Source organism: Noviherbaspirillum album, assembly GCF_035916955.1.
Lineage (GTDB): Bacteria > Pseudomonadota > Gammaproteobacteria > Burkholderiales > Burkholderiaceae_D > Noviherbaspirillum > Noviherbaspirillum album.
This window is the reverse complement of record NZ_JAWIIV010000076.1, coordinates 1-10026: the sequence shown is the minus strand read 5'-3', so window position 1 is coordinate 10026 and position 10026 is coordinate 1. Positions and strand designations below refer to the sequence as shown.

General features: G+C 55.2%; 6 protein-coding genes and 3 pseudogenes. 5 read left to right on the top strand and 4 right to left on the bottom strand.

Annotated features, from left to right (window positions below; genetic code table 11):
* Nucleotides 1-602 precede the first annotated feature (602 nt).
* A complete protein-coding gene (locus RY831_RS32200; protein WP_326510379.1) occupies nucleotides 603-1892 on the bottom strand; it encodes a diguanylate cyclase domain-containing protein in 1290 nt (429 codons plus the stop codon).
* Nucleotides 1893-2003: 111 nt separating this feature from the next.
* Here RY831_RS32200 and RY831_RS33345 point away from each other — a divergent pair, with 111 nt between their 5' ends.
* Both RY831_RS33345 and RY831_RS32195 read left to right on the top strand, forming a co-directional pair.
* Entirely contained in the window at nucleotides 2004-2312 is a 309-nt protein-coding gene (locus tag RY831_RS33345; RefSeq protein WP_367576118.1) for an integrase core domain-containing protein, read from the top strand.
* A 645-nt stretch (nucleotides 2313-2957) separates the two neighbouring features.
* A complete protein-coding gene (locus RY831_RS32195) occupies nucleotides 2958-3125 on the top strand; it encodes a hypothetical protein (RefSeq protein WP_326510378.1) in 168 nt (55 codons plus the stop codon).
* Nucleotides 3126-3420: 295 nt separating this feature from the next.
* Here RY831_RS32195 and RY831_RS32190 read toward each other — a convergent pair whose 3' ends face one another.
* Together RY831_RS32190 and tnpC are read right to left on the bottom strand one after the other, a co-directional pair.
* Nucleotides 3421-3999: a plasmid pRiA4b ORF-3 family protein gene (locus RY831_RS32190; protein WP_326510377.1), complete on the bottom strand. Its 579-nt coding sequence runs from the start codon at nucleotides 3997-3999 to the stop codon at nucleotides 3421-3423.
* Nucleotide 4000: 1 nt separating this feature from the next.
* Nucleotides 4001-5575, bottom strand: a complete 1575-nt coding sequence (gene tnpC, locus RY831_RS32185) for an IS66 family transposase (protein ID WP_326510376.1) — start codon at nucleotides 5573-5575, stop codon at nucleotides 4001-4003.
* 145 nt (nucleotides 5576-5720) lie between these two features.
* On the opposite strand from tnpC, the pseudogene RY831_RS32175 reads away from it, so the two are divergent.
* A pseudogene (locus RY831_RS32175) lies at nucleotides 5721-7212 on the top strand (IS30 family transposase).
* A 7-nt stretch (nucleotides 7213-7219) separates the two neighbouring features.
* Here RY831_RS32175 and RY831_RS32170 read toward each other — a convergent pair.
* Nucleotides 7220-8121: pseudogene (locus RY831_RS32170) on the bottom strand (IS3 family transposase); the annotation flags it as partial.
* 63 nt (nucleotides 8122-8184) lie between these two features.
* On the opposite strand from RY831_RS32170, the pseudogene RY831_RS32165 reads away from it, so the two are divergent.
* Nucleotides 8185-8319, top strand: a pseudogene (locus RY831_RS32165) (IS5/IS1182 family transposase); the annotation flags it as partial.
* A gap of 212 nt (nucleotides 8320-8531) precedes the next feature.
* Nucleotides 8532-9986 (top strand): PAS domain S-box protein, encoded by a 1455-nt coding sequence (locus RY831_RS32160; RefSeq protein ID WP_326510375.1) that lies wholly within the window; start codon nucleotides 8532-8534, stop codon nucleotides 9984-9986.
* The last annotated feature ends 40 nt before the right edge of the window (nucleotides 9987-10026 follow it).

The following is a 10026-nucleotide window of genomic DNA, read 5'->3' as shown; positions in this document are numbered from 1 at the left end:
AGGATCCACTTAAGATAAGTGGGCACGATCATCCTTATACGTCACTTCCGTGACAAGGTGAGTTCACCAAGTGCTTACCGAAGGAGTGGAAATCCATGCACTCAACGCTGCAAAAACGTTACGAAGCACTTGACATCCTTAACCGGCTTGGAGGTTGTACACATCCAACGGCATGAAAAAGAATATTTGCTGTTAGCGATAACACTCTCATAGCCTTGAAAAGGCAAGCGAGGTAAGTTATTGATTTCAATCAACTTCTTTTTTCGCTCAACAGGAAGGCAATCTAACAACGCCCGCATCAAATCTAGGTGCTTTCGATGTCAAGGCCCACTTATTCACAAAGTTGTCCACAGAAAATGTGGATTACTAGGAAAGTTCTTTTGTGACAAAGGGTTGCAGCGGTTTTTGAAGCTGAAGTCGTAACAAGCCACGGTTTCGCGATCTGTAAGCGGTCACCCATCCAATGTGACTCCTCACTGGTTTGCTTCGTCTCTTCTAGTGTCTTGTCCCGTAAATAACCGTATTAAAGACAACAGGCCAAATGGCTCCACCGCACGTCATGCGACCAAATGAATATTTAAAGTTATTTGCGGGACGCCACACTAGGACTTCATCGACCGGTGCCATTTGTTTGCATACATTCTTTTATCAGCTGCGCGTGTAAGTGCCGTGACATCGTCACCATCCTCGGGATAGACGGCAAGTCCAATGCTTGGGTCTCGCGTTACATGCACGCCGGTAGGTAGTACAAATTCTTCTTTAAATGCCGCCTGGATCTTTTCTTGTAGAGCCTTTGACGCTTGCTGATGCACGCCAGGCAGGAGTATGACAAATTCGTCACCACCGAGCCGAGCAACGGTGTCTTCCTCGCGCACGCATTTCGACAGCCTGCGCGCGACCTGCTTTAGCAGCTCGTCACCTGCCTCATGCCCGTAGGTGTCGTTGACAGCCTTAAAGCGGTCGACATCCACGTATAGCAGCGCAAAGTGGTGTCCATGGCGACGGGCGGCGCGACACGCTGCTTCGGCCCGGTCAACAAAAAGTCGCCGATTGGGCAGTCCCGTCAGCTCATCCGTAGTCGCCGCGGCGATAAGTTCGGCGTGAAGCCTGTGCCGCTCGATGGCGTCCGAAAGCTGCGCAGCAATAAACGAAAGGAGCTCAGCCTCCTGCTGCCCCAACACGGTACCGGCATGACTACGAATCACGATGACACCGAATACCTTATCTGCACGGGAGATTGGTGCCGCCAGCCAGAACGGCTCTCCTTTGCTCCCACCATGCAGCTCGACCTTGTTGCTCTGCGCTGCCAAGGTGCACAGTTCTTTCCCAACCTTGGCCTGTAGCACAGCTGCGTCGCCGCAGAAATCTAGCTGGTACTGGAGTGCGAGGCATGCCTGCTCGTCGTGGAGCGCGAGGGCGAAGGCTGACGTCGGGAGGATCGAATGCAGAATGCGGCGGACCTTAGGGTAAAGCTGCTTAAGCTCCGTCACAGTGTGCGCCGCATTCGAAATTTCGTACATCGCTTGCTGCATGGCCAGTTGGCGCTTGACGGTGGTAACGTTGCGCGCGACGCCGATGCGCACCTGATGTTCCGGTGACCAACGCGCCGACCACATAATATCTACCACCGAGCCATCTGCCCGCACGTACCGGTTTTCGAACCCCACTCGGGGTACCCCTGACATGACGAGCAACGACTCATCCAACGTCTTCGCTCTGTCGTCTAGAAGCACAAGGTCGATCATCTTGCGGCCCGTCAGCTCTTGCTGCGTGTAGCTTAACAAGTCGAAGCAGGAGGGACTGACGTAATTGATGTGGCCGTGCACATCGACAATGAATATCGTGTCCAGAACCAGTTCAGCGATTTTGTCATGTAGGTCATCCACCGACACCCCCTAAAGTATTCCTTCTACACGGCATCGCATAGTGTCCTTGCACTAGCCCCGTATGTTATTGTTCACAATAATATCAAGGTTACCTGACACTATTTATTTTTCTCTGGAATGAGAATTTCGGGGCTTGCTCCCGAAATGCCCCCTGCGTCGAGTTTCGTCTCCGACATTCACTCAGATCCATTCCAACGAATACGGCCGATTAAACGTGACTATGCCAAGCTCGCGCAGCGACCGGATACCGAAGCCGTGATGCAGCACTTGGACGATTGGCTCGCTCACTACAGTACGAAGCACCCGCACAGCGCGATGAATTACCCGCTGCCAAGGATGTTTAGGGAGCGTCAGGCTTTGAATAACAAACACCACCAGTCCTGCAATCTACGGGGCTACTTCAGAAAACGGTTGGGGTCAAGATGATGCGCAAGATGAACCGGGCCGACGCGGACGCGTTTTCCGTGAAAGCAATGGCTGCTGCCGGTTTCGCTCCTCGCGCAGCGATTTCGTTCGCGGAGCGGTCCATGAAGGCTGATAACTGGCCGCCGACTGCTGAGGAACTGAAGTTCGATCAGGATCGATTCACCGCACTAAGCTCTGCGGTAGATGCCGCAACTATCAAAACCCTAAAGCCTCTCAACTTGGACTCGCCGCCGGCGCGCCCAGTAGAAGCGACAGCAGCTAAAGCTGCAATTCCAGCTCGGCCTGAACCAGACACCCTCCAGCAACAATTCGCATGCAGGCATTCACGCAAGTGGGCGCTTGCTGCTTGGCGTCGAATGCGCCGATTGGCAGCCATATTCGCGGGAATGTCGGGAGTAACTTCGCCCTCCCCCATACTTATGGGATGCCATTGCAAGCCGGTATGCGGTCTAATCGTCCACATGTTTTCTACCAGGTACAAGTTGATGCAGCTTCTAGGCGCGATCATCGGCGGCATGGGTCTTGCTTGCCGCGACCACGCTGCGCCATCCTTTGGGCGGTGCAATCGGCCTCGGATTCGGCATCCTCTTCCTTCTTGTCGGCATTGCCGGCACACGGCTCGATCAAAGGTAAGGCTTCGTCGCGATGAACCAGCGGATGTACAAGAATCTACGGCTCGGCGGTGCGATGATTGCCTGCACAGGGGCGCTGGCCTTGAAGCTGGAAGCCCATGTGTTTGCGTCGGCCTTTCTGGCGGTCGGTGTTCTCGTCTTCTTCTCCGGGCTGGTCGGGGCTTGGTTCAATGACGGCTAGACCTGCAGCGGCCCCTCTCATCCTTCACTAGACCAAAAAAAAACCGAGGACTAGCGCGCCTCAGCTTTAAATGTGACCGACCTTCCTAGGGGTCTGGTTTCCGGTCTAGGACGGTCGCTGACGAAGAGCTTGATGTTCCGCATCCTCTCAACTTGCCGAAGTCGGCGCGAAACGTTTGACTGGGGCAATAGGCTCAAAAAAACCGAGGGGCTTGCGCACCTCGGCTTCTTTTGCTTCACTGACAATGGATGGCAGTCGAATTCTAGTAAGCGTCAAACGGCAAACGTCTTGACGCTCAGAGTTTGATGGATTGCAGGCGTTTGTTGATGAGGTCGTGATCGAGCGCTGCAGGATCGAAGGGGCCACCATTCCACTCCAGCATCCGATCGTGTTCAGAATGAGCCGGATCGGCAATCGCTTCCAGGAAGTCAGCATAGCCATAGGGGCCGCCCACATCTTCAGGTGGACAGGCATTGGCACCACCGATGCACATGGGGACTGGACAGGCATCTGCAGGCAAGACTTTTTCAACCTTGATCTTGTGTTCCCAATCGTCGCCGAAGTCATAGACATAGCGGAACGACACGGTGCCTTCAAGGCTTTTGCGCAATCGCACCCGCGTTTCGGAGATGAGAGGTTCTCCAAAGTCATAGTCCGGATCCGGAATGCCAAAGCGCGCGCCCGCGATCTCGAATTCATGCAGGTGGCTATTCGTCCAACCCATGACTGCCTGAATCACCTGGTGCAGCTTGCCCAAGGTGATCGTTTCCGGCACCACGACCCGGCGCCAGATCGTGGGTTTGATGCCCGCCAGTTCAATCTTCAGTTGCAGCAAGTGTCCCGAGGGACGGGAAGCCGCCTTTCGAGTCGCCATGTCAGGCCGCTTTCTCAATCATGGAATGCATCATGAGGTTCCAGGGAAGAAGGTCTTCAATACGGTTGGTCGGGTAGTCGGCAATATACGTCAGCACCTGCCGCAGATACGCTTCGGGATCGATTCCGTTGAGTTTCGCGGTTTCAACCAGGCTGTAGATGGCAGCGGCCCGTTCGCCGCCCGAATCGGCGCCCGCGAACAGGTAATTTTTACGCCCGAGAGCCACTCCACGCAGCGCTCGCTCAGCTGCCGAGTTGTCGATTTCAATGGCACCGTCGTCACAATAGCGTGTCAACGCCTGCCACCGGTTGAGCGCATACAGGATTGCCGCTGTCGTATCCGATTTCACCGACAGCGTTTCCATGGTCGTACGAAACCATGCGTGCAGTGCATCGAGCAGCGGCCGCGATTCGGTCTGCCGTATTCGCCGCCGTTCATCCGGCGGCTTGCCGCGGATCTTTGCTTCGATTGCATACAGTTCACCGATCCGGTTCAACGCTTGCCGGGTAAGAATGGAGGGGCGCGCCTGGTCCAGTTCATAGAACTTGCGCCGCGCATGCGCCCAACATGCGGCCTCCACCACACGCTGTGTTTCGTAGATCGCATGGTAGCCGCCATAGGCATCCGCCTGCAAGACTCCACAGTAGCGTGCCAGATGCCGCTGCGGATGTTCGCCCTTGCGGTTCCCGGTATAAGCGAACCAGACTGCCGGTGCTGCCGTTCCGGCTGCGGGGCGGTCATCCCGGACGTATACCCACAGACGCCCCGTCTTGGTCTTGCCACGGCCTGGCGCCAGCACGGGAACCGGCGTGTCATCGGCATGCAGCTTCGACGCTGCCATGACGTGACGCCGGATGGCGTCAACCAAGGGCGCAAGGAGGTTGCTGGCAGCGCCTACCCATTCGGCCATGGTTGCCCGTTCCAGCGTTACGCCCTCGCGGGCATACATGATTGACTGACGGTACAGCGGCAAATGGTCGCAATACTTCGCAACAAGAACATGCGACAGCAGACTGGGACCGGCCATGCCGCGTGCAATTGGGCGCGTTGGAGCGGCTGCTTGCGCGATATGATCACAGCAGGCGCACGCATATTTCGGCCGCACATGACGAATGACCTTGAAGCTTGCGGGGACATACTCGAGCTGCTCGGATACAGCTTGGCCGAGCAACTTCATGGAGCCGCCACATTGGGAGCACGCTGCGGCGTCTTGCGGCAAATAGATCTGGACGTCACGCGGCAGATGGGGCGGCAATGGAGCGCGTTTAGCGGGTAAGCGATTCGCCTGTTGGGCCGGCGCCTCGACTTGTACAACACCTTGATCGACTTGCAACTCTTCCAGGCGCAATTCCAGCTGCAGGATCTCGTGGTCGAGCTTCTCGGATTTACGACCAAACTGCATGCGCTTTAGCTTGGCAATGAGCAGTTTCAAGTGCTCGATCTCGAGGGTGTGCGTCGAAACTTGTTCGCGCAGCTGGCCGACAATGAGGTCTTTCGCCGTCAACGCCGACTCCCGCTCGAGGACCATGGCCTTGAGCTTGGCAATATCGTCGGGAAGACCGGCATGTATGAGCATGCCGCAAAGTGTACGCAGCTATCGGGATGTTTACAAGGCTGACAGTGGGCGTTGCGTGCGTTCTGGTCGGCGCCAGTGGCGGATTCAATCGGTCGTCGCAACACCTTAAATCAAGGAGGTGTTTATGGGAAGACCAGCGGGATGGATGCAGAAGTTGACAGGGCGAGGACCGATGCGCTCACCAGGTGCGCCGTCGCATCGGCGTGAAACCGAGCGGCGATTCTGGGAGCAGATCGCAACAGGCATTACAAGTGAGAAGGCTGCTGAAGCGGTTGGCGTGTCGCCGGCAGTGGGAACTCGCTGGTTTCGTCATAATGGTGGCATGCCACTTTCCATGTTGAGCCCNGATCGCAACAGGCATTACAAGTGAGAAGGCTGCTGAAGCGGTTGGCGTGTCGCCGGCAGTGGGAACTCGCTGGTTTCGTCATAATGGTGGCATGCCACTTTCCATGTTGAGCCCGATATCCGGGAGATACTTATCATTCGCCGAACGAGAAGAGATTGGACTACTTTCATGCCAAGACATCGGAGTGCGAGAGATTGCTCGCCGTATCGGGCGCAGTGCATCAACGGTCTCCCGAGAACTCAGACGCAATGCTACAACTCGCAGTGGTCGGCTAGAGTATCGCGCATCGGTTGCGCATTGGAAGGCGGAACTGGTTGCCAAAAGACCCAAACCATGCAAATTGACGACTAATCCACGGTTACACCACTATGTGCAAGACCGTCTGGAGGGCAAGGTTCGCGACGCTAAGGGGCGTAATATATCTGGGCCTGTGCCAGCGCCGTTCATAGGAAGAAACAAGCCGCATCGCGGTGACCGCAAATGGGGCAATGGCTGGTCACCCGAACAGATATCCAATCGACTGCAGATCGACTTTCCGAACGACGAATCCATGCGTATTTCCCATGAAGCCATCTATCAGGCTCTCTACATCCAGGGCCGAGGGGCGCTCAAACGCGAGCTGGTTAGCTGTCTGCGCACCGGGCGAGCGTTGCGCGTGCCCAGAGCCAGGGCACAGGCCAAGGCCTGGGCGCACGTTAGCGAGGAGGTGATGATCTCTAACCGGCCTGCAGAAGTGCAGGATCGCGCTGTGCCTGGGCATTGGGAGGGTGATCTGATCATCGGCCTGAACAGGTCCGCGATTGGGACGCTGGTTGAGCGCTCAAGCCGATTCACCATGCTTGTTCACCTGCCTCGCGAGCAAGGCTACGGGCTGATCCCCAGGACGAAGAATGGCCCTGCGCTGGCTGGCTACGGCGCTGTCACGATGGCTAATGCGCTCAAGAAGACCGTAACTGACATGCCTGCCCAGTTGTGGCAGTCATTAACTTGGGACCGCGGCAAAGAACTGTCTGATCATGCCCGCTTCACGGTCGAGTCCGGGGTGCAGGTATTCTTCGCCGACCCGCATAGTCCATGGCAGCGTGGAACGAACGAAAACACGAACGGCCTCCTGCGGCAATACTTCCCAAAGGGTACAGACTTGGCTCGGTGGAGCGATCGAGAGCTCCAGGCCGTTGCCAATACACTCAATTCCAGGCCCCGAAAAACGCTTGGTTGGAAGACCCCAGCAGAAGCACTGGACGAGTACCTGAAATCTGTTCAACAATCTAGTGTTGCGACGACCGGTTGAATCCGCCTTGACTGCCCTGATCGGAATGTAGAATCAGTCCAGGGGGCGGCTTGCGCTGCCAGCAAGCGCTACGCAGTGCCTGACACACCAGTTCAGCATTGATCCGCTCACTCATTGACCAGCCGACGATCCGACGGCTTGCCAGGTCCAGAATCGCTGCCAGGTACAACCAGCCTTCGCCCGTGGCAATGAACGTAATGTCGCTGACCCAGGCTTGATTGGCCGACCAGCCGTCGAAGCGCCGCTCCAGCAGGTTCGGCGCCACTGGCAGACGGTGATCGGATTCGGTGGTTACCCGGTAGGGCCGCTTATAGACTGGGCGCAGCCCCTGCCGCTGCAAGCTGCGCCGCACCCGCTCACCGCCAATGCGCTTACCTTGCGCCCGTAACTGGGCCACGATCCTGGGACGGCCGTAGCTGCGGCGGCTTGTTTGGTGAATCGCCGCTACTTCGGCATCGAGCGCGGCATTGGCCTGCGCTCTTGGACTGGGCGGCCGGTTTCTCCACTGGCAATAGCCGCTGCGCGACACCCCAAGAACCCGGCACAGCCGGCTGATACTGTACCCGTCGCGGTGGGCTTCAATCCAGGCGTACTTCACCGCGACCCCTTCGCGAAATACGCCGTTGCCTTTCGGAGAATTTCAATATCAAGTTTGGCACTGGCCAGCTCCTTGCGCAGCCGGCTATTCTCCGCCTCGAGTTCGCTCACCGGGCGCTTGGGTGCGGTAGCCGCCTCTGCCTGGGCGGGCTGCACTCCTTTGCGGTACCTGCGGACCCAGTTACCCAGCGTTGCTACCGGTACGCCAAGTCGACGGGCAGCTTCATGCTGGCCGACAGACTCGGCCAGGCGTGCCGCTTCGGTCTTGAACTCTTCTGTGTACTGTCGTTTCGGTACTGACTTCTCTTCCATCGCATCCTCCGTACAAACAAGAAATTATCAAATTTCCTGCTGTACGTGAAATCGAGGCACGGTCAGTGGGTCGTGAAACGTTCCTTCGCCTGGCTCGACAAGTGCAGACGGTTATGGAAAGACTGCGAACGTACGCTCCATAACAGCCAGCAGATGGTCGTGCTTGCCTTTGTTAGTGTCTTGCTGCGGAGACTTTGAACAGGTTCTAAGAAGACGACTAGGCAACATAATTTTGAAATCTAATTGCATTCCGATTTTGATCGCTATAGCGCTCCCATATTTATGGGAGCAGTTAAAACTCTTTTATTGATTTAAATCAACTAGTGTCAATTGATCGGTTTTGCCTTATGCTTTTGTTTGTCTTGGACATTTGAGCAAAGAATCAATCTTATAAATGATAGGCTGGCAAAATGTTGATGAAAGAGTCGTTTCGCACCGACCTGTTCCTTAGTGCATTTCAATATTCAGCAATAGGTAAGGGATTGGTATCACTCGATGGCCAATGGCTTGAAGTCAACGATGCACTATGCGGCATCGTTGGCTACTCCCGTACTGAGCTAAAATCGATCTCCTTTCAGGATATTACACACCCTAACGATCTAGAACAGGATCTGACTCTAGCCAGTCAGCTTGCCAACGGCGAAATCCCCTTTTACCATCTTGAGAAACGCTACATACGCAAAGATGGCTCGATTGCATGGGTGCATCTCACCGGGTCGTTAGCTAGGGATGACGATGGTAGTCCTGACTTTTTCATCGCGCAGGTCGTTGATATCACGGCTCGCAAACAATTGGAGTTCGAACGTGAGGCATTCTTTGAGCTTAGTCCGGATTTTCTAGCAATCATTGACAAGGAAGGTTTTTTTGAGCAAGTAAGTCCAGCGTGGACGTATCTACTCGGGTGGAGCCAAGAGGAGCTTACCGCCTCTCCTTTTATTGACTTCGTGCACCCTGACGACCGGCGCACGACAACAGAGAAGTTGCATGCTTTAGCCAAAAGAGACGGCAATGATCGTTTTCGGAGCCGTTACCGCATGAAAAATGGTAGCTATGTTTTGCTTGAATGGAATGCAAGATGCACTACCCAACAACGCTTCTATTGCATAGCGCGTGATATCACAGAGCAGAATGAAGAGGCAGAGAAAAAGGATTTCCATATTCGGACTCTTGAGACGGCCAGCGGACTGGCAGCAAACGACATCAGGGACTGCTTGCCAGAACGGGCTTCGGACTTCTTTCTCGCAGCTCAGCTATTTGAGGCAAGTCCCAACGCCATCGAGATCTTAACTCCCCACGGTCACGTTTTAAGCCTCAACCAAGCGAGTCGGGTATGTCGTGGAATTAAATTGGATGAGGACATCTCTTACTTGTACTGGGTATCACTCTGGCATGAAGATATACGTGTAAGGGCTTCAGCTTGCATCGAGCAAGCGTGCGCCGGAAAAAGAGCAGAGATAACTGCCTACTGTGAATCAAGCTTCGGTGAGCGAACCTATTGGGATACTTCCCTCATTCCGCTATATGACAAGCACCACAAGGTGGTTCGCTTGCTTGCAGTATCCCATAACGTAACTGAACTCCACCAGGAAAAAACCCGGGCAGAGCACGCTGCAGGTCAACTGCATCAGCTCATCGAATCCAATATTCTTGGGTTTGTCGAATACAACTTGGCTAGCGGACGATTCACTAAGGCCAATGACGGATTCTTGAACATGATAGGCTGGACGAGAGAGGAATTCGAACGTGAAGGTATTACGTGGACTGAAATCACCCCGCCTGAATGGATTCCGCTCAGTAACTCGGTGGCCAAGCATCTTCGTGAGGTAGGAGCTATAGTCGGATCTGGTGTACGGGCTGAGCTCTGAAGGTGGGGAGGAAGGCGGTGGAGATTTTGTTGGACAATTT